This is a genomic window from Kosakonia oryzendophytica, from assembly GCF_900094925.1.
In the GTDB taxonomy this organism is placed as follows: domain Bacteria; phylum Pseudomonadota; class Gammaproteobacteria; order Enterobacterales; family Enterobacteriaceae; genus Kosakonia; species Kosakonia oryzendophytica.
In genome coordinates this window covers 235400-259188 of sequence record NZ_FMAY01000006.1, presented here as the reverse complement: position 1 = coordinate 259188, position 23789 = coordinate 235400, and the positions used below count along the sequence as shown (strand labels likewise).

At 56.6% G+C, this 23789-nt stretch carries 26 protein-coding genes and 1 pseudogene; 25 read left to right on the top strand and 2 right to left on the bottom strand.

All coding sequences use genetic code 11. The features are described from left to right. Window positions 1–70 precede the first annotated feature (70 nt). From rsmD to zntA, 4 genes are all read left to right on the top strand, one after another. Complete coding sequence (gene rsmD / locus GA0061071_RS12650; protein WP_088238384.1) at window positions 71–673, top strand: 16S rRNA (guanine(966)-N(2))-methyltransferase; 603 nt, start codon at window positions 71–73, stop codon at window positions 671–673. Beyond that, on the top strand, window positions 663–932 hold the full coding sequence (locus GA0061071_RS12645; protein WP_170933847.1) for a DUF1145 family protein: 270 nt from the start codon (window positions 663–665) through the stop codon (window positions 930–932). The genes rsmD and GA0061071_RS12645 overlap by 11 nt, the downstream gene beginning before the upstream one ends. A gap of 122 nt (window positions 933–1054) precedes the next feature. Continuing rightward, window positions 1055–1681 (top strand): lysoplasmalogenase, encoded by a 627-nt coding sequence (locus tag GA0061071_RS12640; protein ID WP_061492814.1) that lies wholly within the window; start codon window positions 1055–1057, stop codon window positions 1679–1681. 75 nt (window positions 1682–1756) lie between these two features. Continuing rightward, window positions 1757–3976: a Zn(II)/Cd(II)/Pb(II) translocating P-type ATPase ZntA gene (gene zntA, locus GA0061071_RS12635; protein ID WP_088238355.1), complete on the top strand. Its 2220-nt coding sequence runs from the start codon at window positions 1757–1759 to the stop codon at window positions 3974–3976. On the opposite strand, the gene tusA is transcribed toward zntA, so the two are convergent. Continuing rightward, entirely contained in the window at window positions 3973–4218 is a 246-nt protein-coding gene (gene tusA / locus GA0061071_RS12630) for a sulfurtransferase TusA (protein ID WP_088238383.1), read from the bottom strand. The genes zntA and tusA overlap by 4 nt on opposite strands. A 187-nt stretch (window positions 4219–4405) precedes the next feature. Between tusA and GA0061071_RS12625 the strand changes: the two genes are divergently transcribed. Next, window positions 4406–5071 carry a 7-cyano-7-deazaguanine/7-aminomethyl-7-deazaguanine transporter gene (locus tag GA0061071_RS12625; RefSeq protein WP_088238354.1) on the top strand — a complete coding sequence of 222 codons (666 nt, stop codon included), beginning with the start codon at window positions 4406–4408 and terminating at the stop codon, window positions 5069–5071. Window positions 5072–5143: 72 nt separating this feature from the next. Continuing rightward, entirely contained in the window at window positions 5144–5701 is a 558-nt protein-coding gene (locus tag GA0061071_RS12620) for a DcrB family lipoprotein (protein WP_088238353.1), read from the top strand. Between the two features lie 70 nt (window positions 5702–5771). Here the strand turns inward: GA0061071_RS12620 and GA0061071_RS12615 are convergent, their stop codons facing one another. Then, window positions 5772–7004: an MFS transporter gene (locus tag GA0061071_RS12615; RefSeq protein ID WP_139109658.1), complete on the bottom strand. Its 1233-nt coding sequence runs from the start codon at window positions 7002–7004 to the stop codon at window positions 5772–5774. Window positions 7005–7116: 112 nt separating this feature from the next. On the opposite strand from GA0061071_RS12615, the gene GA0061071_RS12610 reads away from it, so the two are divergent. The 19 genes and pseudogenes from GA0061071_RS12610 to GA0061071_RS12520 all read left to right on the top strand — a co-directional run bounded on the left by GA0061071_RS12610 (window position 7117) and on the right by GA0061071_RS12520 (window position 23789). Next, the gene (locus GA0061071_RS12610; RefSeq protein WP_061492809.1) at window positions 7117–8166 is read left to right on the top strand and encodes an AI-2E family transporter; all 1050 of its coding nucleotides are present in this window, start codon (window positions 7117–7119) and stop codon (window positions 8164–8166) included. A gap of 498 nt (window positions 8167–8664) precedes the next feature. Beyond that, complete coding sequence (locus GA0061071_RS12605) at window positions 8665–9054, top strand: hypothetical protein (protein WP_061492808.1); 390 nt, start codon at window positions 8665–8667, stop codon at window positions 9052–9054. 72 nt (window positions 9055–9126) lie between these two features. Next, window positions 9127–10185 (top strand): methyltransferase, encoded by a 1059-nt coding sequence (locus GA0061071_RS12600; RefSeq protein WP_061492807.1) that lies wholly within the window; start codon window positions 9127–9129, stop codon window positions 10183–10185. Window positions 10186–10263: 78 nt separating this feature from the next. Beyond that, the gene (locus GA0061071_RS12595) at window positions 10264–10986 is read left to right on the top strand and encodes a beta-ketoacyl synthase chain length factor (RefSeq protein ID WP_088238351.1); all 723 of its coding nucleotides are present in this window, start codon (window positions 10264–10266) and stop codon (window positions 10984–10986) included. After that, window positions 10965–11797: pseudogene (locus GA0061071_RS12590) on the top strand (lysophospholipid acyltransferase family protein). The gene GA0061071_RS12595 and the pseudogene GA0061071_RS12590 overlap by 22 nt, the downstream one beginning before the upstream one ends. Then, window positions 11778–12035: a phosphopantetheine-binding protein gene (locus GA0061071_RS12585; RefSeq protein ID WP_061492806.1), complete on the top strand. Its 258-nt coding sequence runs from the start codon at window positions 11778–11780 to the stop codon at window positions 12033–12035. Before GA0061071_RS12590 ends, GA0061071_RS12585 begins: the two are co-directional and overlap by 20 nt. Before the next feature lie 13 nt (window positions 12036–12048). After that, window positions 12049–12300 (top strand): acyl carrier protein, encoded by a 252-nt coding sequence (locus tag GA0061071_RS12580; RefSeq protein WP_061492805.1) that lies wholly within the window; start codon window positions 12049–12051, stop codon window positions 12298–12300. 6 nt (window positions 12301–12306) lie between these two features. Further along, complete coding sequence (locus GA0061071_RS12575; RefSeq protein ID WP_088238350.1) at window positions 12307–12888, top strand: COG4648 family protein; 582 nt, start codon at window positions 12307–12309, stop codon at window positions 12886–12888. Further along, window positions 12885–14243: a class I adenylate-forming enzyme family protein gene (locus GA0061071_RS12570; protein WP_088238349.1), complete on the top strand. Its 1359-nt coding sequence runs from the start codon at window positions 12885–12887 to the stop codon at window positions 14241–14243. Before GA0061071_RS12575 ends, GA0061071_RS12570 begins: the two co-directional genes overlap by 4 nt. Further along, complete coding sequence (locus tag GA0061071_RS12565; protein WP_090269444.1) at window positions 14230–14583, top strand: ApeI family dehydratase; 354 nt, start codon at window positions 14230–14232, stop codon at window positions 14581–14583. The genes GA0061071_RS12570 and GA0061071_RS12565 overlap by 14 nt, the downstream gene beginning before the upstream one ends. Beyond that, window positions 14574–16277, top strand: a complete 1704-nt coding sequence (locus GA0061071_RS12560) for a glycosyltransferase family 2 protein (RefSeq protein WP_061492801.1) — start codon at window positions 14574–14576, stop codon at window positions 16275–16277. The genes GA0061071_RS12565 and GA0061071_RS12560 overlap by 10 nt, the downstream gene beginning before the upstream one ends. 3 nt (window positions 16278–16280) lie before the next feature. Next, entirely contained in the window at window positions 16281–16703 is a 423-nt protein-coding gene (locus tag GA0061071_RS12555; RefSeq protein ID WP_088238347.1) for an acyl-CoA thioesterase, read from the top strand. After that, the gene (locus GA0061071_RS12550; protein WP_061492799.1) at window positions 16700–17305 is read left to right on the top strand and encodes an outer membrane lipoprotein carrier protein LolA; all 606 of its coding nucleotides are present in this window, start codon (window positions 16700–16702) and stop codon (window positions 17303–17305) included. The genes GA0061071_RS12555 and GA0061071_RS12550 overlap by 4 nt, the downstream gene beginning before the upstream one ends. Then, window positions 17274–19595 carry an MMPL family transporter gene (locus GA0061071_RS12545; RefSeq protein ID WP_088238346.1) on the top strand — a complete coding sequence of 774 codons (2322 nt, stop codon included), beginning with the start codon at window positions 17274–17276 and terminating at the stop codon, window positions 19593–19595. Before GA0061071_RS12550 ends, GA0061071_RS12545 begins: the two co-directional genes overlap by 32 nt. Beyond that, window positions 19592–20176, top strand: a complete 585-nt coding sequence (locus GA0061071_RS12540; RefSeq protein WP_061492797.1) for a DUF3261 domain-containing protein — start codon at window positions 19592–19594, stop codon at window positions 20174–20176. Before GA0061071_RS12545 ends, GA0061071_RS12540 begins: the two co-directional genes overlap by 4 nt. 1 nt (window position 20177) lies before the next feature. After that, the gene (locus tag GA0061071_RS12535) at window positions 20178–21347 is read left to right on the top strand and encodes a beta-ketoacyl-[acyl-carrier-protein] synthase family protein (RefSeq protein ID WP_088238345.1); all 1170 of its coding nucleotides are present in this window, start codon (window positions 20178–20180) and stop codon (window positions 21345–21347) included. After that, window positions 21344–21835 carry a hotdog family protein gene (locus GA0061071_RS12530; protein WP_088238344.1) on the top strand — a complete coding sequence of 164 codons (492 nt, stop codon included), beginning with the start codon at window positions 21344–21346 and terminating at the stop codon, window positions 21833–21835. The genes GA0061071_RS12535 and GA0061071_RS12530 overlap by 4 nt, the downstream gene beginning before the upstream one ends. Further along, on the top strand, window positions 21832–22563 hold the full coding sequence (locus GA0061071_RS12525) for a 3-ketoacyl-ACP reductase FabG2 (protein WP_088238343.1): 732 nt from the start codon (window positions 21832–21834) through the stop codon (window positions 22561–22563). The genes GA0061071_RS12530 and GA0061071_RS12525 overlap by 4 nt, the downstream gene beginning before the upstream one ends. Continuing rightward, window positions 22560–23789 carry a beta-ketoacyl-ACP synthase gene (locus tag GA0061071_RS12520; protein WP_061492793.1) on the top strand — a complete coding sequence of 410 codons (1230 nt, stop codon included), beginning with the start codon at window positions 22560–22562 and terminating at the stop codon, window positions 23787–23789. Before GA0061071_RS12525 ends, GA0061071_RS12520 begins: the two co-directional genes overlap by 4 nt.

Below are 23789 nucleotides of genomic sequence, written 5' to 3'. Positions count from 1 at the left end.
GGATTAGGGTTTAACGTCCTTCTCCGGGCCGCTAGAATAGCAGGCCGAAATGATGAGCAAAGCGAAAACCATGAAGAAACCCAACCGTGCCGCCAGCGGCCAGATACGCATTATCGGCGGGCAGTGGCGAGGCCGAAAACTGCCGGTGCCCGACAGCCCCGGCCTGCGCCCGACCACCGACCGCGTGCGTGAAACATTGTTTAACTGGCTGGCACCCTCAATGGTAGACGCCCACTGTCTCGACTGCTTCGCCGGAAGCGGCGCGCTGGGGCTGGAGGCACTGTCGCGCTACGCTGCCCGTGCCACCCTGCTGGAGATGGAGCGCAGCGTCGCGCAACAATTGCAACAGAATCTGGCTACGCTGAAAGCAACGAATGCAACCGTCGTTAACACCAATACGCTGAGCTTTTTAGCCGCGCCGGGCACCCCGCACAATATTGTGTTTATCGATCCCCCCTTTCGTAAAGGCATGCTGGAAGAGACGCTACGCTTGCTGGAAAACAACGGCTGGCTCGCTGATGACGCGTTAATCTATATAGAAAGCGAAGTGGAAAATGGGCAACCGCCGGTGCCTGCGCACTGGCAACTGCATCGGGAAAAAGTCGCGGGTCAGGTGGCTTACCGTCTCTATCACCGCGCAGTACAAGGAGAGAAGCATGCCGCTGCTGATTAATTTGGGCCGTCTGTTGATGCTGTGCATCTGGGCCTTTTTGCTGTGGAACTTAATTAAACCCTTTCCGCGCCCACTGAATATTTTTGTCAACGTCGCGCTGGTATTCACCGTGTTTATGCACGCTTTGCAGGCTACTATGCTGAAAAGTGCACTGCCGAAAGACGGTCCGCAGATGAGCAAAGCAGAACAGATCCGTATCTTCCTGTTCGGCGTTTTCGAGCTGTTGATCTGGCAAGAAAGGCTCAAAGCGAAGAAATAAGCCGGTCAGAAAAAGCGGAATTACGTCCATAGTGGGGGAGTCAGCATTGTCATCCCCCTTTCCCCGCCACTACACTGAGTAAGAGAGATTCACGCAACGCTAAAAGATACAGGGACTTAATTATGCTGTGGTCATTTATTGCTGTCTGTTTATCCGCCTGGTTGTATGTCGACGCCTCCTACCGCGGCCCGGCCTGGCAGCGTTGGGTTTTCAAACCCGTTACCTTACTTCTCCTGTTGTTGCTGGCCTGGCAAGCCCCGATGTTCGATGCCATCAGCTACCTTGTGCTGGCGGGTCTGTGCGCTTCACTGGTCGGGGATGCGCTGACGCTTCTGCCACGGCAAAAAATGCTCTACGCCATTGGGGCATTTTTCCTTGCTCATCTGCTTTATACCATCTACTTCGCCAGCCAAATGACGCTCTCCTTCTTCTGGCCATTGCCGCTGGTGTTGCTGGTGATTGGCGCACTACTGGTGGCGGTGATTTGGACGCGGCTGGAAGAGTTGCGCCTACCGGTGCTCACCTTTATTGCCATGACGTTAGTGATGGTCTGGCTGGCAGGTGAACTGTGGTTCTTCCGTCCGACAAGCCCTGCGCTGTCTGCATTTGTTGGTGCCACGCTGCTGCTGCTCGGCAATGTGGTCTGGCTGGGCAGCCACTACCGTAAGCGCTTTAGCGCCGATAACGCTATTGCGTCCGCTTGCTACTTCGCCGGGCATTTTCTGATCGTTCGCTCTCTGTATATTTAAAAAGCTTGACTCTGGAGTCGACTCCAGAGTGCATACTCTGGTTAATGAGAAAATTATCATTAACCGGAGGATGCAATGCCGACCCCCACACCGCAGCCTGAACCGAAAAAAGCCCCGCAGTTCGCGGCGGTCAAACTGCGCCCGATGCCGGAAAAACCGCAACCGTGTTGTGCCGACGAAACCTGCGAAAACACCGTTGCTGCCCCGGTGAGCGCCGAAGGTGAGCGTTATAGCTGGCAGGTCTCCGGTATGGATTGTGCCGCCTGTGCCCGTAAAGTGGAAAACGCCGTACGCCAGCTTGATGGCATCGGCCTGGTGCAGGTTGCCTTCGCCACAGAAAAACTCACTGTCGTGGCTAACCGTGATGTACGTACACAGGTCGAACAGGCGGTACAGCAGGCGGGTTATCAGTTGCGAGGCGAACACAGTGCGCCGGAAGCGCCTCCTTCGAGCCTGCGCGAAAACCTGCCGCTGCTCCTGTTGATCGTCATGATGGCAATAAGCTGGTTGCTGGAGCAGTTCAACCATCCGCTCGGCCAGGCCGCATTTATCGCCACTACGCTTGTTGGCCTGTGGCCTATCGCCCGTCAGGCGCTGCGCTTGATGAAAAGCGGTTCCTGGTTCGCCATCGAAACGTTAATGAGCGTCGCCGCCATCGGTGCGCTGTTTATTGGTGCCACTGCCGAAGCCGCCATGGTGCTGATGCTGTTTTTAATTGGCGAGCGCCTTGAAGGCTGGGCTGCCAGCCGCGCACGCCGTGGCGTCAGCGCATTGATGGCGCTGAAACCGGACACCGCAACCCGCCTGCGCAACGGTGAACGCCAGACGGTGGCAGCCAGCGAACTGCAACCCGGCGATACGATTGAAGTCCCTGCCGGTGGTCGTTTACCGGCGGATGGCCGTTTGCTGTCTTCGTTTGCCAGCTTTGATGAAAGCGCACTCACCGGTGAATCCGTACCGGTTGAACGCGCCAGCGGCGAGGCGGTTCCCGCCGGGGCGACCAGCGTTGATCGGCTGGTCACGCTGGAAGTGGTTTCCCGACCCGGTGAAAGCGCCATTGACCGTATCCTGAAACTGATTGAAGAAGCGGAAGAGCGTCGCGCGCCGATTGAACGCTTTATCGATCGCTTTAGTCGCCTCTACACGCCTGTGATAATGGGAGTTGCACTGCTGGTCGCCCTCCTGCCTCCGTTACTGTTTTCCGCACCCTGGCTGGAGTGGATCTACAAAAGTCTGGCGCTGTTGCTGATTGGCTGCCCCTGCGCACTGGTGATCTCCACCCCGGCGGCGATTACCTCCGGCCTTGCAGCAGCGGCTCGACGCGGTGCACTGATCAAAGGCGGCGCAGCGCTGGAGCAACTGGGCAGCATCCGCCAGATTGCTTTTGATAAGACCGGTACGCTGACCATCGGGAAACCGCAGGTCGCCGCGTTAAACCCGCTGAGCGGGTGCAGCGAAGAGGAACTGTTAACACTGAGCGCCGCTGTTGAACAAGGCTCCACCCACCCGCTGGCGCAGGCCATCGTGCAGGAAGCTCAGCGTCGCCAGCTCGCCATTCCCGATGCGCAGGCGCAGCGAGCTCTGGCCGGGAAAGGTATTGAGGCCGAAGTAAACGGGCGCACCATCCACATCAGCGCGCCGGACAAACTCGCCGCAAGCATGCTGGACAGCGCGTTACTGGCGCAGATTAATCGCCAGGAAAGCCACGGTCAGACGGTGGTTGTGGTACAGCGTGACGGAGAAGTGATAGGGACGCTGGCGTTGCAGGATACGCTGCGTGACGACGCCAAAGAAGCCATAGCCGCGCTCCATGCGTTAGGGGTACAAGGCGTGATCCTCACCGGCGATAACCCGCGTGCAGCGGCGGCGATTGCCGGGGAATTGGCACTGGATTTCCGCGCCGGGCTGCTGCCGGAAGATAAAGTCAGCGCCGTACAAACATTAAACCAGCATGCGCCGCTGGCGATGGTGGGCGATGGTATTAACGACGCGCCAGCAATGAAAGCCGCCACCATTGGCATTGCAATGGGTAGCGGTACAGACGTCGCACTGGAAACTGCCGATGCAGCATTAACACATAACCGATTGACTGGTCTTGGTCAGATGATCCGCCTGGCGCGTGCCACACACAGCAATATCCGGCAGAACATCGCCATGGCGCTGGGACTGAAGGCCATATTCCTGGTGACGACGCTGCTGGGAATAACGGGATTGTGGCTGGCGGTGCTGGCGGATACGGGCGCGACGGTGCTGGTGACCGCCAACGCCCTGCGCCTGTTGCACCGCAAAGATTAGTGGCTTTTACGCACTACATAGCGGTACGGCAGCGTCTCGGTTTGCCCGGCGACCAGCTCATGTTCCATAAAACGGCAAAAGCCGGGAATATCGCGGGTGGTTGCCGGATCGTCGGCAATAATCAGTAATGTTTCGCCAACCTGCATGTTGCGTACGGTTTTGCGCACCATCATTACCGGCTCCGGACAGCGCAGGCCCTGAGCGTCCAGCGTATGGTCGGCAGTGATAAACGGATCGGTCATTTTCATCTCACAACGGAAAAAACCGCATTAGTTTACGCTGCCTTTTTTGTGACGCAAGCAAGGTTAACGATTGCGTTAAAAATAGCCATTGCATCCGGTGATGATTGCAGTATCATGCGGCGGCTCTGTTTGACAGAGCATAAAAAGTACTGGGTTCCCTCACCCCATTTACCAAAAAGGTCACAATATGACGCAATTTTCGCACTCGCAGCGCATGAAGGCGCTGTTCTGGCTTTCGCTTTTTCACCTGCTGGTGATCATCTCCAGTAACTATCTGGTCCAGTTGCCGGTTGCCATTTTTGGTTTCCACACCACCTGGGGCGCATTCAGTTTCCCGTTTATCTTCCTGGCGACGGATTTAACCGTACGCATTTTCGGCGCGCCCCTCGCACGGCGGATTATCTTCGCAGTGATGGTTCCGGCGTTGCTGGCTTCGTATGTGATCTCCTCCCTGTTCTATATGGGTTCCTGGCAGGGCTTTGGTGCACTCGCCCACTTCAATCTGTTTGTGGCGCGTATCGCCACCGCCAGTTTTATGGCCTATGCGCTGGGTCAGATTCTTGATGTACACGTATTTAACCGCCTGCGTCAGAACCGTCGCTGGTGGCTGGCGCCTGCCGCATCAACCGTTTTTGGCAACGCCAGCGACACCGTTGCATTCTTCTTTATTGCCTTCTGGCACAGCCCGGATGCGTTTATGGCGCAGCACTGGATGGAAATCGCGCTGGTGGACTACGGCTTCAAAGTGATTATCAGCATCGCGTTCTTCCTGCCGATGTACGGTGTGCTTTTGAATATGTTGCTGAAAAGACTGGCAGACAAATCTGAAATTCCCGCACTACAGGCCAGCTAAAGGTACGGCTTATCAGTTATGATAAGATGCACTGATGAGCCGTTATGGCTGTTTATTGAAAGGATGAAGTCAATGCGCAATCTGGTGAAATATGTCGGTATTGGCCTGCTGGTAATGGGGCTGGCGGCCTGTGATAACAGCGACAGCAAAAAACCTGTTCAGGGCGCCGCCGCTGAAAGCAACGCCAACGGCCAGCCCGTCACGCTGCTCGACGGCAAACTCAGCTTCTCGCTTCCGGCAGATATGACCGATCAGAGTGGCAAACTGGGTACACAGGCTAACAATATGCACGTCTACTCCGACGCTACCGGGCAAAAAGCCGTGATTGTGATTGTGGGCGACAACACGCAGGAAGATCTCGCCGCACTGGCGAAACGCCTGGAAGATCAGCAGCGCAGCCGCGATCCGCAACTGCAAGTGGTGACCAATAAATCCATTGAGTTGAAAGGCCAGACCCTGCAACAGCTCGATAGCATTATCTCCGCCAAAGGTCAGACTGCATGGTCTTCTGTGGTACTGGGTAAGGTCGATAATAAACTGCTGACCCTGCAGGTGACGCTGCCGGCGGACAACCAGCAGCAAGCGCAAACCGCGGCAGAAAACATTATCAATACCATCGTGGTGAATTAACACCGCGCCGGAAATGAAAAAAGGAACCTTCGGGTTCCTTTTTTATTGCGGATCTCCGTGATACCAGGCATTACTCCAATGTTGGACGTAACTTCAATCGCCACGCCAGCAGTAGCGCTATCGCCACCAGTCCAGCCGCCGCCAGATAAATCATTGAGACCCCGGACCAGGCCATCAACAACCCTGCCAGCGGCCCGGTAATACCGAGCGACAAATCCATAAACACCGTATAGGTGGCCAGTGCAGAACCCTGGTTATGCTGCGGTACGGCTTTCACCGCCACCACACCAAGTGCAGGGAAGACCAGTGAGAAACCCGCGCCAGCAAGGAAGACGCCAAGCTTCGCCATCCACGGATCCGCCGCCAGCCCTACCAGCACCAGGCCGGTGGTTTCCACCGCAAAGCAGATCATCGCCACATTCAACCCGCCGAAGCGGTTAATGCCGTTCGGAAACAGCAGACGTGTGCCCACAAACGCAACACTGAACAGTGTCAGGGCGAAGGCCGCCCCTTCCCAGCCCTGCGCATCGTAATAAAGGGTAATAAAAGTGGCGATAACACCGAAGCCCGCAGAGCCCAGCGCCAATGCCAGGCCATACACCCACACGCGGCCCAGTACGGCGCGAAACGGCAACGGTTTGCCTTTACTGGCTTTCACTGCCGGGCGCGGCAGCGCCAGCAAAATCGCCAACAGCGCCACCCCCATAATGGTGAGTGATAACCCGGCTAAACCACCATAGCGATAACAGAGCACCCCCAGCGGAGCACCAAGCGCCATCGCACCGTACGTCGCAATGCCATTCCAGGAAATAACGCGCCCAATATGTACAGAGCCAACCACACCGACGCCCCACAAAGTGGCTCCGGTTCCGGCAAAGCTCTGGCCGATCCCCAAAATGACACGCCCGAGGCACAGCAACACCAGGCTAAGGATACCGGCATGGCTGCTACCCATCCCCGCTAACATGTAGCTCAGTCCACTCAGAAACGCGCCGCACAGGCCAAACACCACCACCTTTTTCGGCCCCAGCGCATCGGCATAACGCCCGGCATGCGGTCGGCTAAGCAGCGTAGCGAAGTATTGTAAACTGATGACCAAACCGGCCCAGAAGGCGCTATACCCCATAACATCATGGACATAGCCAGGCAACACGGCCAGCGGCAGGCCGATAGTGAGGTAGCTTGCGAAGTTAAAAATAACGACGGACAAAATCCGCAGATTAAGACGCCATCCGCTAAGCGCCGATTCAGCGGCGTTTTCAGGCATGAGAGTGAAATCCAGATATTTACAACAGTGTTTCACTATTACCACGTCAGCGCACAGAAATCAGCATTCACTTTAAGAATATCGTCGTCAGGCGAAGACCTTACAAGGCACTACACTTGAACAGGCAAAATGACATAAGGACGTACACATGACATATCCTCAGCCTGATCAGGCGGGTTTACATATTCTCTTAAAACTGGCTGCGCTGGTGGTGATCCTCGCCGGTATCCATGCTGCCGCCGATATTATCGTGCAACTTTTACTGGCGCTCTTTTTTGCCATCGTACTCAACCCGTTAGTCCGCTGGTTTATCCGCCGGAAACTGTCGCGCCCGGTCGCTATCGCCATCGTCGTTCTGGTTATGCTGATCGTCCTCACCGCGCTGGTCGGCGTGCTGGCCGCGTCGATAAACGACTTTATGACCCTGTTGCCAAAATATAACCGCGAATTAACGCGCAAATTCCTCGATCTGCAGCAAATGGTACCGTTCCTCAACCTGCATATGTCGCCGGAACGCATGCTGCAACGGATGGATTCCGATCGCGTGATGACGTTTGCCACCACGATGATGACCCAACTCTCCAACGCCATGGCCAGCATCCTCCTGCTGGTAATGACCGTCGTATTTATGCTCTTTGAAGTCCGCCATGTGCCTTATAAACTGCGTTTCGCGCTGCACAACCCGCAGATCCACATTGCCGGACTGCACCGGGCGCTGAAGGGCGTGTCGCACTATCTGGCACTGAAAACCTTGCTCAGTTTATGGACCGGGGTCATTGTCTGGCTGGGTTTGGTACTACTGGATGTGCAATTCGCATTGATGTGGGGAGTACTGGCGTTTTTACTCAACTATGTTCCCAATATTGGCTCCGTGATCTCCGCTATTCCGCCCATGCTCCAGGCATTACTCTTTAATGGCGTTTACGAATGCCTGCTGGTGGGTGCGCTCTTTCTGGTCGTGCATATGATCATCGGCAATATCCTGGAGCCCCGTATGATGGGCCACCGCCTTGGCATGTCGACGCTGGTGGTATTTTTATCATTATTAATCTGGGGCTGGCTGCTCGGCCCGGTAGGAATGCTGTTGTCGGTTCCCCTCACCAGCGTATGTAAAATCTGGATGGAGACCACCACCGGGGGGAGCAAACTGGCTATTTTGCTCGGGCCAGGCAGACCTAAAAGCCGCTTGCCAGGATAAATGACCTACCAACGGGGGTAGTTTTATATTTATCTTATTAACGTTAAAGTAAAGAAAATAATTGCGCCTGCTTTATTGCAGGCGTTTTAACGATAAACAATGCACCACTTAAAACGCCTGAAATTTACCTTAAGCTAATTAAATAAATATAACAATTTTATAACCAGAATAATTACCCGCATCAGAATCAAGCTAACAGCCTGTAATACATACGATTAGTAATATATAACCATTGATATCCTCTTATCATTATGGTTGCACTGTACACAATGATATTTTATTATCCGCCCACCCCGGCTGACTCCACAAAATTTGGCAATATGCTTATAAAAAGCCGGGCAGCAGTATCACTCACTTTAAAAACACCCAATATTCGCAAACAAAAATGGCAATCTGCACCGTTTTTATTGGCAGTATTTTCCATTTTCATCATGGCGTTGGATTAATTCCAGAAAGTAAGTGTGTCTTCAATCTTAAATTATTTGATACGGAGTTCTCATGAAGAAGATTGTTCAATTCCTGGCTGTGATTGCCGTAGCCGGAGCACTGGCAGGTTGTGCGCGTACCGCTATTGTGCAAAATATCGACGCCCCGGTCAGCGCAGGTCACACTCAGTCTCAGGTGCGCGCCGCTATTCTGAAAGCGGGTCAACAACGTCAATGGGTTATGAACGATGCTGGCCCAGGCGTTATCACAGGTCGTCTGGATAACCGCGGCCACGTTGCCGAAATTCGTATTACTTACGCTGCAGACAGCTACTCCATTAACTACGCAAACAGCCTGAACCTGAAAGCGTCTGATGGTCGAATCCATAAAAAATACAACACTTGGGTGAACACCCTCGATAAACAAATTCAGCAGAATTTGGCTTCAGGCGCCGCGCTTTAATTGCCATCCTGTCTAAAGTCGGGCCGGTAACGGTCCGATAATCCTGATGCATTTAATAAGGTTGTATACGCCATGTATGAACAGGATCCGTTCAGCGCGCTCGAAGCAATAGCGGAAGCGCAGCGTATTGCTTTTGCCCCGATGCTATTCCAGACGGCAGTTTGTCTGCGTAAGTTTGGGTTGCTGGATTTTCTCGATAAGCAAGGAAATCAGGGCGCAACCCTTGATGAAATTGTTCTCGGGAGCGAAGCCGATGAATATGCCGCGAGTGTATTACTCGACATGGCGCTTAGTGGACGAATTATCACGCGCAGTGCAAATCGTTTTTATCTTGCCAAAGTCGGACACTTCCTGCTCCATGATACAATGACGCGTGTGAATATGGATTTTTCGCAGGATGTTTGTTATCAGGGACTCTATTTCCTTGACGAGGCGCTAAAACAGGGAAAACCTGCAGGGCTGCGCGTGTTTGGCGAATGGCCGACCATTTACCCGGCATTATCGCAATTACCGAACCCGGCACGGGAAAGTTGGTTTGCTTTTGACCATTACTATTCCGATGCGGCGTTTAACGCAGCGTTACCGCATATATTCGCCAGCCAGCCGGCAAATCTGTACGATATAGGCGGTAATACCGGAAAGTGGGCAATCAGTTGCTGCAAATATGACGAAAACGTCGCGGTAACCTTGCTGGATCTGCCTGAGCAAATCGCCCTGGCGCAGCAAAACGTCAACGCAGCGGGACTCGCTTCGCGGATCGGCTTCCATGCAATTGATATGCTGGGTGACGCGCCGCTGCCCAACGCAGCGGATATCTGGTGGATGAGCCAGTTCCTGGACTGCTTCTCCCCGGAACAGATTGTTGGCATCTTAAGTAAGATAGCCCAGGTCATGAAACCGGATGCCAGACTGTGTGTGATGGAACTGTTCTGGGATGCGCAAAAATTTGATGCTGCGGCATTCAGTTTAAACGCAACGTCGTTGTACTTTACCTGTATGGCGAATGGCAACAGCCGTTTTTACAGCGCGGAGAATTTCCTGCGCTATCTCGACATGGCGGGCTTCGGCGTTGAAAAGCGCCTCGATAACCTCGGGGTGGGGCATACCTTATTGATATGTCATAAAAAATAAGAAAGGGCGGCGCCCGCGCCGCCATGATGCCCGAAACGGCATCACTGGATATCACGTTTTTTCGCGGACGCGCGTTTGATGAAATTTGCACTCAAGATTACCGACTGGCAGGCTCGTGCGCCGGGATTAAGTGAAGCGGCGCAGTGGCGGGAATGGTCACAAAACCTCGACGCTATCGATCCGGCGTTACCCCAGGCAAAATTGACCGCACTGCCCATGATGACCGCGCGTCGTCTCAGCTCAGGCAGTCGGCTGGCCGTTGAATGCGGCATCACGCTGCTGCGCCAGCATCAGGTAGAGGCCGTGGTCTTTACCAGCCGCCACGGTGAGCTGGAGCGTAACTTCCGCATTCTGCAAGCGCTGGCGACGGGGCAGGATCTCTCGCCGACCGATTTCGCGATGTCGGTGCACAACTCGGCTGTGGGGAACCTCACTATTGCTGCCCAACAACCTATCGTCTCCTCTTCGCTTTCCGCCGGGCTGGATACCTTCCAGCAGGGGCTATGTGAAGTCATCTGCTTTTTGCAGGCGGGTTATCAGCGCGTACTGATGGTGGATTTCGATGGCGCGCTCCCGGCGTTTTATCACCCCGGATTGCACCCGGATATGCCAACCTGGGCCTATGCCGTCGCGCTGGTCTTTGAAGCCGGTGAAGACCTGCAATGCACCAGTGAAGCGGCAATCTGTGAAGGTGAGCCACGGCTACCCCAAAGCGTGCAATTTTTACAGCATTATCTGCGCGAAGAGCGTGAATTCATGATTCCCGGCGAGCGTTTGAACTGGCACTGGAGCCGCGCATGAAACGTCTCGCCTCTCGCCTGAATTGGTTCTGGCGCTTGCTGATGACCGGCTTGTGCTTTGCGCTGTTTGGCATCGGTGGGCTGTTGCTGTCGCTGGTGTGGTTTAACCTGTTGCTGATTGCCGTGCGCGACAAAGCAACGCGCCGCCGCCTCGCACGCCGCAGTATTGCCGCCAGTTTCCGTCTGTTTTTAAACACCGCGAAAGCAACAGGCGCACTGGATTACCGCATCCACGGCGTAGAAACCCTGCGTCATGAACGCGGTTGTCTGGTGGTGGCCAACCACCCTACGCTTATTGATTATGTTCTGCTGGCATCAGTGATGCCGGAAACCGACTGCCTGGTTAAAAGTGCGCTGCTGCGCAATCCCTTTCTTGGCGGCGTGGTAAAAGCGGCGGACTACCTGATTAACAGTCAGGCGGATGCCCTGCTTCCCACCTGTGAGCAGCGCCTGCAACAGGGCGATACGATTCTCATCTTCCCGGAAGGTACGCGAACACGCCCGGGAGAGGCAATGACACTGCAACGCGGCGCGGCGAATATTGCTGTGCGCTGCGGTTGTGATCTACGCATCGTGGTCATCCACTGTAGTGAACATCTGCTGGATAAACACAGCCGATGGTATGACGTCCCACCCCGTAAGCCCATGTTTACCGTGGAAGTACGCGAACGGGTGGCAATAAAACAATTTTTTGATGCGGAATCGCAAGAACCGGCGCTGGCGGCAAGACAGTTGAACCGGCATCTTCTGCATCAATTAACACCGGGTTTTGCACCTTTTTAGGAATGAATGATGCAACAGCTTTATCTTGAAATTAAAAATCTCATCATCAACACACTGAATCTGGATGAACTGAGCGCCGATGACATCGACACCGATGTGGCGCTGTTTGGGGATGGTCTGGGTCTGGATTCTATTGACGCGCTGGAATTAGGTCTGGCGATTAAAAACCAGTACGCCGTGGTCTTGTCGGCCGAAAGCGAAGAGATGCGTCAGCACTTCTACTCTGTCGCCACGCTGGCGTCATTTATCCAGGCTCAACGCGCATAAGGGTGGGTTCGCTATGATCGAGAAAAATGAAATTTACCAGGAAGTCTCCACCCTTCTTACCAAACTGTTTGAAATCGACCCGCAGGATATCTCCCCGGAATCCCGGCTGTATGAAGACCTGGAGCTGGACAGCATCGACGCCGTCGACATGATTGTGCACCTGCAGAAGAAAACCGGTAAGAAAATCAAGCCGGAAGAGTTCAAGGCCGTGCGCACCGTACAGGATGTTGTCGACGCGGTAGAACGTTTACTGCAAGAAGAGTAAACCACGATGCGCGGATCCCGCCTCCAATCGGGACTCAGGCTGGTCGCTGCCCTGTTAATGCTCAGTTGGCCATTTGTGATCTGGTTTGGCCTGACACATAACAGTCTGCACTGGCTGCTGCCCCTGATGGCACTAATGCTGCTTTTCCGTTTACGGCAAGCCCGGCAGGCGATAGCACCACTGCGCGCTGTCAGTGGCGGCGTGGCGGTCGTGGGCATCGCGCTGTGCGCGGCAAGCTGGCTGCTAAAAACCCACCAGTTGCTGCTGTACTACCCGGTGGCGGTCAATCTCATCATGCTGGCGGTGTTTGGCGGTTCACTCACAACGGCGATGCCGCTGGTGGAACGACTGGCGCGCCTGCGTGAGCCGCAGTTACCCGCCGCCGCCGTACGTTATACCCGCCGCGTAACGCAGATCTGGTGCATCTTTTTTGTGCTGAACGGCGGCATTGCACTGTTTACCGCCCTGTACGGCGATATGCGTCTGTGGACAGCCTGGAACGGGATGATCGCCTATCTGCTGATGGGCGCACTCATGGTGGGAGAGTGGCTGGTGCGCCGCCAGGTGATTAAACGAGAGACAACATGAAGACCCTTCCTTTCGCCGCCTGGCTAAACAGCCCGCGTACTGCCGAAACGCCGATTGCCTGGCTTGGCGATCAAACATGGACGCTGGGACATTTACGTCATGACGTTTCACAATGCGTGGCGCAATTAACGCAGCAACCTGGCAAACGCTGGGCACTCTGTTTCGAAAATAGCTACCTGTTTATTGTGGCGCTGTTAGCCTCGCTGCACGCGGGTAAAACCCCGGTCATCCCTGGTCATAGCCGGGTATCGCTGCTGGCAGAGCAACAATCCTTGTTCGACGGGGTGCTAAGCGACCGGCCGCTGAACTGGGAAGGGCCACACTATGTAGTGGCGTCCGACAACAGGCAGGCCGCAGATGTGCCCACCTTTCCCGCACTGCGCGAAGATGCCTATGTTGAGCTTTTTACCTCCGGCTCCACCGGTCAGCCGCGTCGGGTTATCAAACCCATCGCCTGTCTGGACAAAGAAGCCGCGTTACTGGCTGCGCGCTTTGCCGATCGCCTGGCCGGGTGCCGTGTTGTCGCCTCCGTGGTGCCGCAGCATCTGTACGGTCTGACGTTTCGTATCTTTCTGCCAATGTCGCTCGGGTTGCCGCTGCATGCCGCCATGCTCTATTACGCTGAGCAACTTGCTGCGCTCGACGGGCAGCACCGTTATGCGTTTATCAGCAGTCCGGCATTTTTAAAACGTCTCGATCCCCGGCTCTCGCCTCCGCCCGTGTCGCTTATCCTCTCGGCGGGCGGCATGCTGCCCTGGCGCGATGTTCAGGAAACGGCGAACTGGCTGGGCGTCTGGCCGGATGAAATCTATGGCAGCACTGAAACCGGGATCCTAGCCTGGCGCTATCGCCAGCAGGATAACATCTCATGGCTGCCGTTCCCCGGCGTGACCATCGAACAAGAAGCGGAGAGCTTTCGCGCGCATTCACCACTCATTCCCGAACCCGATGGCTTGTTGCTGGACGATGAGCTGATTTTTGATGCCAGCGGCACATTCCTGATTGCCGGTCGCCGTGGTCGGGTGGTCAAAATCGAAGAGAAGCGCATTTCACTTACCGAGATCGAACGCCGCGTTCTGGCGCTGGGCGGTATACGTGAAGCGGCGGCGCTACCGGTCTCCCGTGGCGGTCGTCAGGGTGTGGGTGTTCTGCTGGTGCTGGACGATGAGATGCGCACGCAATGGCAACACAGCGACAGTAAAGCCCTTGAGCTGTCGTGGCGGCGGGCGCTTATCCCATGGCTGGAGCCGGTGGCAGTGCCGCGCTACTGGCGAATTCTTGATGAGATCCCGGTCAACAGTATGAACAAGCGGGTTTATGCGCAACTACAGGAGTTATTTCATGAAACCCCATGAAATTGAACGCCATCAGGCGCAACCACAACACGCGGAAATCGTGATCCAACTGGAGCCGGAACTGTTCTGGTTTCGTGGTCACTTTGCCATTCAGCCTCTGCTTCCCGGCGTTGCACAACTCGACTGGGCGATGCACTACGCCACCACCCTGCTGGCGCCGGAGCACCGTTTTCACAGCATTCAAAGCGTGAAGTTCCAGGCGCCTCTACTGCCGGACAATGTCGTCACGCTGGTGCTCGACTGGCACGAAGAAAAACAGCAATTGACCTTCAGCTATCATCGCCATGAAGGTGAAGTGCGCCACCTCTGCAGCAGCGGGAAAATTCGCCTATGTCGTTAACGTTTACCCCTTGTGTGGTGATCCCTTGTTATAACCACGGCGCAACCATGTCCAACGTATTGACTCGCTTACAGCCTGCGGGCCTGCGGGTTTTCGTGGTGGATGATGGTAGCACTGACGATACGCCAATCATTCTGGAAGCGCTGGCGCGTGGCGACAGCAACCTGACGCTGATCCGCCTGCCGCAGAACGCCGGAAAAGGCGAAGCGGTGATCCGTGGCTTGCGTGAAGCCGCACAAGCGGGCTTCACGCATGCGGTGCAGGTGGATGCCGACGGGCAGCATGCCATTGAAGATATCCCGGCGTTACTGGCGCTGGCGGAGCAACACCCGCAGGCGCTGATTTCCGGCCAACCGCTCTATGACGACTCCATTCCACGTTCGCGTCTATATGGTCGCTGGATCACCCATGTCTGGGTATGGATTGAAACCCTGTCGCTGCAACTGAAAGACAGCATGTGCGGTTTTCGCGTTTACCCGATTGCCCCCACGCTGCAGCTCGCCAGCCGGGTGACGTTGGGCAAACGTATGGATTTCGACACCGAAGTGATGGTGCGACTTTACTGGCAGGGCAATGACAGCTACTTCGTGCCAACGCGCGTGATCTACCCGCTGGATGGCCTGTCGCATTTTGACGCCCTGAAAGATAACGTGCGCATCTCACTGATGCATACCCGCCTGTTCTTCGGCATGCTGCCGCGTATTCCGTCCCTGCTGTTTCGCCGCAATGCCACGCACTGGGCGCAGCAAAAAGAGGTGCAAGGCCTGTGGGGTATGCGCTTTATGCTACTGGTCTGGCGCGTATTAGGTCGCCGCGCTTTCTCGCTACTGCTTTATCCGGTGGTCGCCGTCTACTGGCTCCTTGCCCGTGATGCGCGTCGGGCCTCGAAAAACTGGCTGGCGCGGGTGCGTACCACGCTGGCGGCCCGCCATCTTCCGCTGCCTGCCGGGTTAAACAGCTACCGCCACTTTTTGCGCTTCGGCGAAGCGATGCTGGATAAAGTCGCGGGCTGGCGTGGCGAGTTGCACTTTGGCCGCGATGTGGAATTTGCCCCCGGTGCGGAAGAAGCACTCGGACTGCACGATGGCAAAGGCAAACTGCTACTGGCGTCGCATCTGGGTGATGTGGAAGCCAGCCGGGCGCTGGCGCAGATCAACGAGAGCAAGATCATTCATGCGCTGGTGTTTCATGAAAATGCCCTGCGCTTTAAGCAGATTATGCAAGAGATGGCACCGGAGGCGGGCGTTAACCTCATCCCGGTGAAGCACATCGGCCCGGATACCGCGATGTTGCTGAAAGAGAAGCTTGATCGCGGGGAATGGGTGGCGATCGTCGGCGATCGGCTGGCGGTTAACCCACAACGCGGCGGCGACTGGCGGGTGAACTGGAGCGAATTTATGGGCCACCCTGCGCCCTTCCCGCAGGGACCGTTTATTCTCGCTGCGGCGTTACGCTGCCCGGTACTGCTGATGTTTGCATTGCGCCAGCAGGGCAAATTGCGCCTGCACTGTGAAGTCTTCGCCGATCCACTGCCCATGCCGCGCGCCGCAAGGCAGGCCGCTCTGCGCGAGGCCGTCGATCACTATGCTGCGCGCCTTGAGCACTACGCCCTGCAATCACCGCTCGACTGGTTTAACTTTTTTGATTTCTGGCGGCTGCCCGATCATGCACCGCAATCCACGGACAAGGAGTAACAGGTGTTAAACGATCCGCGTTTTACCGCCGAAGTAGAACTGACCGTTCCCTTCCACGACGTCGATATGATGGGTGTGGTATGGCACGGTAACTACTTCCGCTACTTTGAGATTGCCCGCGAGGCGCTGCTGAATCAGTTTGATTATGGCTACCGTCAGATGAAAGCCTCCGGCTATGTCTGGCCGGTGGTGGACACCCGGGTGAAATACCGCGGTGTGCTGACTTTTGAGCAGCATTTTCGTGTACGCGCCCGACTGGAAGAGTTCGAAAACCGCCTGAAAATCGCTTACGACATCTTTGATGCCGCCAGCGGTAAACGCACCACCACCGGTTACACCATTCAGGTCGCGGTGGACGAAAAAAGCCGTGAGATGTGCTTTGTCAGCCCGGCAGTGTTGTTTGAACGTATGGGGGTAACACCATGAAATACTGGCCTTTGCTGGCGCTGTTGCTCAGCCCCTTCGTTGGCGCGATCACGCTGGACACGCTGCAACAACGTTTTACCGAACAACCGATAGTACGGGCGCATTTCACCCAGACCCGCACCATTAAAGATCTGCCGCAGCCTTTACGCTCGCAGGGCGAGATGTTGATCGCACGCGACCAGGGTTTGCTGTGGGATCAAAAAGTGCCGTTCCCGATGGCACTCATGCTCGATGACTCGCGGATGGTGCAAATCATCAATGGTCAGCCGCCACAGGTGATCACCGCCGAAAACAACCCGCAGATGTTCCAGTTTAATCACCTGCTGCGCGCACTGTTTCAGGCCGATCGCGCGGTACTGGAGCAAAACTTCCGTATCGATTTTCAAGATATGGGCGCAGGACGCTGGACCCTGAAACTGACGCCGATCACCACGCCGCTGGATAAGATTTTCACCTCTATCGAGCTTGCCGGTCAGCAGTATCTGGACAGCATCCGCCTGAACGACAAACAGGGCGATCTCACCGATATCGCTTTTTCCCAACACCGACTGACGCCCACCACGCTGACCGATGACGAACGCCAACGCTTTGCCGCGCACTAACTCCCCGCGTCCGGCGCTACTCTGGGGACTGCTCTGCCTGCTGCTGCTCGGCATGCTGTTGATGCTGCTGCCAAAAGCGCGCATGAACAGCAGTGTGCTGGCGATGCTGCCTGCTCAGACGATGGGTACGCTTCCCCCGGCACTGAACGACGGCTTTATGCAGCGCCTCGACAAACAGTTGGTCTGGCTGATCAGCCCCGGCAAACAGGCCAATCCTGAGGCGGCGAAATACTGGCTTTCCTTGCTCAGCCAGTCGCAGGCGGTGAACAACCTGAAAGGGCCGATGGATGCGCAAAGCCAGCAAGCCTGGGGCACATTCTTCTGGCAGCATCGTAACGCCCTGCTCGACAGCGCCACGCGCACGCGTCTGCAAAACGGCGGCGAGGCACAGGCACAATGGGTGCTGACGCAGCTCTACTCGGCGTTTTCCGGCGTGAGCGGTAAAGAGCTGCAAAACGATCCGTTGATGCTGATGCGCGGCGCACAGCTTGCGATGGCGCAGAACAGCCAGAAGCTGCGGTTGATGGATGGCTGGCTGGTGACGCAGGACGATAAAGGTAACGACTGGTATCTGCTGCACGGTGAACTGGCGGGTTCTTCATTCGATATGCAGCAAACGCACCAGTTTGTTAACACACTGGCATCACTGGAAGCGCAACTGAAAGCCCGATTCCCGCAGGCACAGCTGCTATCACGCGGCACAGTGTTCTACAGCGATTACGCCAGCCAGCAGGCCAAACGCGACGTCTCCACGCTGGGCATCGCCACCCTTCTTGGGGTGATTGCGCTGATTGTCGCCGTGTTCCGCTCCCTGCGTCCCCTGCTGCTGTGCCTGATTTCCATTGCCATTGGCGCGCTGGCGGGCACCGTCGCTACACTGCTCCTGTTCGGCGAACTGCATCTGATGACGCTGGTGATGAGCCTGAGCATCATTGGGATTTCAGCAGATTACACACTTTATTACCTGACTGAACGGATGGTGCACGGCGCAGAGGCATCGCCATGGCAAAGTCTCGCCAAAGTGCGTAATGCGTTGTTGCTGGCGCTGACCACCACCGTTGTCGCCTACCTGATCATGATGCTGGCCCCTTTCCCTGGCATCCGCCAGATGGCGATTTTCGCCGCCGTCGGCCTTAGCGCCTCCTGTCTGACGGTGATCTTCTGGCATCCGTGGCTATGCCGCGGTTTACCGGTGCGTCCGGTGCCCGCCATGGTGCTGCTTCTGCGCTGGCTGGCAGCCTGGCGGCGCAATAAAAAACTCGCTATTGGCCTGCCAGTAGCGCTGGCGCTGTTCTCTCTCGCCGGTCTCGCTACGCTGCGCATCAATGACGATATCAGCCAGTTACAGGCGCTGCCGCAGGGGATCCTGGCGCAGGAGAAAGCCATCACGGCGCTGACCGGGCAAAGCGTCGATCAGAAATGGTTTGTGATTTATGGCGATACGCCGCAGCAAACGCTGGAGCGGCTAGAAGCGTTTACGCCGCAACTGGATCACGCGCGCAAACAAGGGATGATTGCGGGTTTCCGCACCCTCCCGATTAACTCACTGGCGCGACAACAGCAGGATCTTGAACTGCTGAAAAACGCGACGCCTGCCGTGACGCGCACACTCCACGCCGCGGGAATGGCAAGTGTTGCGCCAGACCTCAGCCCGATGAGCGTTACCGTTGAACAGTGGCTTGCCAGCCCGGCCAGTGAAGGCTGGCGGTTACTGTGGTTAACGCTGCCCAACGGGCAAAGCGGCGTGCTGGCCCCGGTCGACGGTGTTAAAGACAGTGCAGCGCTTAGCGCACTGGCAAAAACACAACCGGGCATCGCCTGGGTAGATCGCAAAAGCGCGTTTGATGAGCTGTTTGCGCTGTACCGACTGGTGTTAACCGGGTTGCTGTTCGTTGCGTTGGCGGTGATTGCCGCAGGCGCGGTGCTGCGTCTGGGCTGGAAAAAAGGGCTGATAAGCCTTGTGCCATCAGTGCTGTCGCTCGGTTGCGGGCTGGCGGTGTTATCACTGAGCGGTCACGCAGTAAATCTGTTTTCCCTGCTGGCGTTGATGCTGGTGCTGGGGATCGGCATCAACTACACGCTGTTTTTCAGCAATCCGCGCGGCACGCCGCTCACGTCGTTGCTGGCCATCACGCTGGCCATGATAACCACGTTACTCACCCTGGGGATGCTGGTGTTCAGCGCCACTCAGGCTATCAGCAGTTTCGGCATTGTGCTGGTCAGCGGTATTTTTACCGCCTTCCTGCTTTCCCCCCTCGCAATGCCAGCGAAAAAAGAGAGAAAACGATGATTCGCCCCCTCTGCACTGGCGTCGCGCTTGCCGCCGCCCTGCTGCTCACCGGATGCAGCCACTCAACCCATTCTCCCGACGGCAGCCGTCCGCAAGCGTGGCTGGAGCCGGGGACCCGCGTAACGCTGCCTGCGCCGGGGATCGCGCCGGCGGTGAACTCCCAGCAGTTGTTAACCGGCAGTTTTAACGGGCAAACCCAGTCATTGCTGGTGATGATGACCGCCGACGACAAAAAGATCACCCTTGCCGGGCTCTCATCGGTGGGGATCCGTTTATTCCTCGTCACCTATGATGAACGCGGAATTCATACCGAGCAGTCGATCGTCGTGCCGCAACTGCCGCCCGCCAGCCAGGTACTGGCGGACGTGATGATCAGCCATTGGCCGATTGCCGCCTGGCAGCCGCAGTTACCCAAAGGCTGGACACTGACCGATCACGACGATAAGCGCGAACTGCGTAACGCGCACGGCAAGCTGGTGACGGAAATCACCTACCTGCAACGCAAAGGCAAACGTGAGCCGATCAGCATCGAGCAGCATGTTTTTAAATACCACATCACCATTCAGTATTTGGGTGACTGAGATGATCTACATTTCTGCCATCGGCATGGTGAACGCGCTGGGGCGCACCCTGGATGAGATAGCCGCCAACCTGACGCGCGGCCATGCGCCAGGGATGCACACCCGTACAGGCTGGCTGCAGGGGCAAACGGAGGTGGTACTCGGCAGTGTAGACGGCAAACTGCCCGCCATTCCGCCGCAAATGGATGCCCACCGCAGCCGCAATAATCAACTGCTACTGGCGGCGCTGGAACACATCCAGCCAACGGTGGATGAGGCGATTGCCCGCTATGGCCGCGACCGCGTGGCTGTGGTGCTGGGCACCAGTACTTCCGGGCTGGATGAAGGGGATCTGCACGTCCGACTTTCGCTCAACGGGGAAGAGAGCCTTGCATGGCGCTACCCACAGCAGGAACTGGGCGATCCATCGCGCTTTTTAAGTCGCTGGCTGGCGCTGGAAGGCCCGTCGTTTACCGTCTCCACCGCGTGCTCTTCCAGCGCGCGCGCCATTATCAATGGTCACCGCCTGATTGAAGCCGGTCTGGCAGATGTGGCGATTGTAGGCGGCGCAGACTCCCTGAGCCGAATGCCGGTCAACGGGTTTAATAGCCTGGAGTCCTTCTCCACGACGCTGTGCCAGCCGTTTGGCCGTGACCGCTGCGGCATTACGATTGGCGAGGCATCGGCACTGATGGTGCTGACCCGTGAGCCGCAGCCGTTGGCGCTGCTTGGCACCGGCGAATCCAGTGATGCATGGCATATTTCCGCACCGCATCCACAGGGGGAAGGCGCTATCCGCGCCATCAATATGGCGCTGGCGCAAGCCAGGCTCACGCCGGCCGATGTGGGGTATATCAATCTGCATGGCACCGCCACGCCGCTCAACGATCAGATTGAATCGGCGGTCGTGCACACACTGTTTGGTGAGGGTGTGCCGTGCAGTTCCACTAAACACTTAACCGGACACACGCTGGGCGCGGCGGGGATTACGGAAGCGGCGCTGAGCGCGCTGATCCTGCAACGCGACTTACCACTACCGCCTCAGGATTTTAGCCGTGGGCCTATCGATCCAACGCTCCCGGCCTGCGGCCTGTTGTTGGCTGCAGAGCCACTGGCGCGTCCGGTCATTTTATCTAACTCCTTCGCCTTCGGCGGAAACAACGCCAGTATTTTGCTGGGGAGAGTGACATGATTCAGTACCTTACGGCGGGGGAATATCTGCCCCATGACACACCGATGATCCTGCTGGAAGACGTTATTTCGGTAACGGATGACGATGCCCACTGCCGGGTGAGCGTGAATAAGGGGGGCGTGCTGTCGCCCTTTATGGATGCGCAAGGCAATCTGCCCGGTTGGTATGCGCTGGAGCTGATGGCGCAATGCATTGGCGTCTGGTCCGGCTGGCACCGCCTGCAACGCGGCGAAGAGAGCATTGCGTTGGGTATGGTGCTCGGCGCGCGCGAGCTGATCTGCGCCGCAGGCTCATTGCCCGCAGGCGCAGTGCTGGATATCCACGCCAAACTGCTGATGCAGGATACGCGTTTCGGCAGCTTCGACTGCACGATCCAGATTGGTGCAGACACCGTTTCTGTCGGGCGCATCAACACTTTCCAGCCAACAAAAGACGAGCTTAGTGCGCTGTTTCATCAACCACATACATCGAAAGGGGCAGAGGCATGAATCGTTCCGTTCTGGTTACCGGAGCCAGTAAAGGCATCGGCCGCGCCATTGCCCAACACCTTGCCGCCGATGGCTTTACCGTTGGCGTGCACTATCATCGTGACGAAAACGGCGCGCAGGAAACGCTGCGTGCCATTGAGCAGGCGGGCGGCGCGGGCCGTCTGCTGAGTTTTGATGTCGGCAACCGCGAACAGTGTCGCCGCGTTCTGGAACACGATATTGAGCAGCACGGTGCCTGGTATGGCGTGGTCAGCAATGCAGGTATCACCCGTGACGCGGCGTTCCCTGCACTGAGCGATGATGACTGGGATGCGGTGATCCACACCAATCTCGACAGCTTCTACAACGTGATTCAGCCCTGCATCATGCCGATGATTGGCCTGCGCAAAGGCGGACGCATCATTACCCTCTCGTCGGTTTCCGGGGTGATGGGTAATCGCGGCCAGGTTAACTACAGTGCAGCAAAAGCCGGTATTATCGGCGCCACAAAAGCACTGGCAATTGAGCTGGCGAAACGCAAAATCACCGTCAACTGCATCGCGCCGGGGCTGATTGATACCGGCATGATTGAAATGGAAGAGGCCGCGCTGAAAGAAGCGATGGCGATCATCCCGATGAAACGTATGGGCCAGGCACAAGAAGTGGCCGGGCTTGCCAGCTATTTAATGTCAGATATTGCGGGTTACGTGACCCGCCAGGTTATTTCCATCAACGGGGGAATGTTATGACACGTCGCGTCGTCATTACCGGCATGGGCGGCGTCACCGCCTTTGGCCAGAGCTGGCAGGATGTGTCAAAACGTCTGCTGACCTATGAAAACGCCGTCCGTAAAATGCCGGAGTGGCAAATTTACGACGGTCTGCATACCCTGCTTGGCGCGCCGATTGATGATTTCACATTGCCGGATCACTACACTCGCAAACGCATCCGTGCAATGGGCCGCGTGTCGCTGCTCTCCACCCGCGCCAGCGAACTGGCGCTGGAACAGGCCGGGTTGATTGACGATCCGGTATTAACCAGCGGCAATACCGGCATTGCTTACGGCTCCTCGACCGGCAGTACCGGACCGGTGAGCGAGTTCGCCACCATGTTGACCGAAAAACACACCAACAATATCACCGGCACAACCTACGTGCAGATGATGCCGCACACCACGGCGGTGAACACCGGGCTGTTTTTCGGCCTGCGGGGACGCGTTATCCCCACCTCCAGCGCCTGTACTTCCGGAAGCCAGGCCATTGGTTATGCCTGGGAAGCGATTCGTCACGGTTATCAGGACGTCATGGTCGCGGGCGGCGCAGAAGAGCTGTGCCCATCGGAAGCGGCGGTGTTTGATACCTTGTTTGCCACCAGCCAGCGCAACGATGAACCGAAAACCACGCCCTCCCCGTTCGATGCCAGCCGCGACGGTCTGGTGATCGGTGAAGGTGCGGGCACGCTGATTCTGGAAGAGCTGGAACATGCGAAGGCGCGCGGTGCGACCATTTTCGGTGAAATCGTCGGCTTTGCGACCAACTGCGACGCGGCACATATCACCCAGCCGCAGCGGGAAACCATGCAAATCTGTATGGAGCAGGCGCTGAAAATTGCCGGACTCAGCCCGCTGGATATTGGCTATATCTCCGCACACGGCACGGCCACCGATCGCGGCGATATCGCAGAAAGCCAGGCGACGGCGGCCATCTTTGGCGATAATGTTCCCATCTCGTCGCTGAAAAGCTACTTCGGTCATACCCTTGGGGCATGCGGCGCGCTGGAGGCCTGGATGAGCCTGCAAATGATGCGTGAAGGCTGGTTTGCGCCAACGCTCAATCTGACCACCCCGGATGAACAGTGCGGCGCATTGGATTACATCAAAGGTGAAGCGCGCCGGATCGATTGCGAATACCTGCAAAGCAATAACTTCGCTTTTGGCGGCATTAACACCTCCATCATTATTAAACGCTGGGCATAA